Source organism: Neorhizobium descurainiae, assembly GCF_051400715.1.
In the GTDB taxonomy this organism is placed as follows: domain Bacteria; phylum Pseudomonadota; class Alphaproteobacteria; order Rhizobiales; family Rhizobiaceae; genus Neorhizobium.
Window position 1 is genome coordinate 1 of sequence record NZ_JBLFFK010000110.1, and the last position, 529, is coordinate 529.

At 61.2% G+C, this 529-nt stretch carries 1 protein-coding gene; it reads left to right on the top strand.

Translation table 11 applies throughout. The features are described 5' to 3' along the window. Positions 1 to 340: 340 nt before the first annotated feature. The coding region (locus ACMGE0_RS33680) for a hypothetical protein (protein ID WP_436820195.1) at positions 341 to 529 on the top strand (189 nt) is incomplete at its 3' end.

Here is a 529-nt window from a genome sequence, read left to right on the forward strand (position 1 = left end):
GTCCTACAATCAGGTCCGCACCGATGTGGTCGAGCGCTATTACGCACGCGGCGTGCTGACGCCGCGGCGCGTGGGCATCGACTTCCGCTTTCACTACTAAGTAACGGGGGCCGGCCCATGCCCGTCGACAGCAATTTGCTTGTGATCGAAGCATGGGCCGGCGACATCGCCGGGACGCGAGAGACTAGTTTATTCGGCCACCTGTGCCTCCCGGGACGCCATCCTAAAGGGGTCACACGGGGGCACGTATGGCTGATCGTAAACGCCTTGCAGGCAGTCGGCTCACGCTATCCGCGATGCCGAGAGCCCTCCTATCGCTGACGTGACCGGAGCAAGTGGTATGAAGAAGATCCTGGTCAACTGCGTACAGCCCGCGATGGTCGTGGCGATCCTGTTCTTCTGGGCATTCGTTCCCAAAGCGTGGATCGAGAACGCCTGGACGCTCACCATAGGCATATCGCTCACGACGCTGGTCGTTCTGGCGCTCGAATGGCTCAACGAGCGGCATGCCAGCTGGCGCTTGACGAAG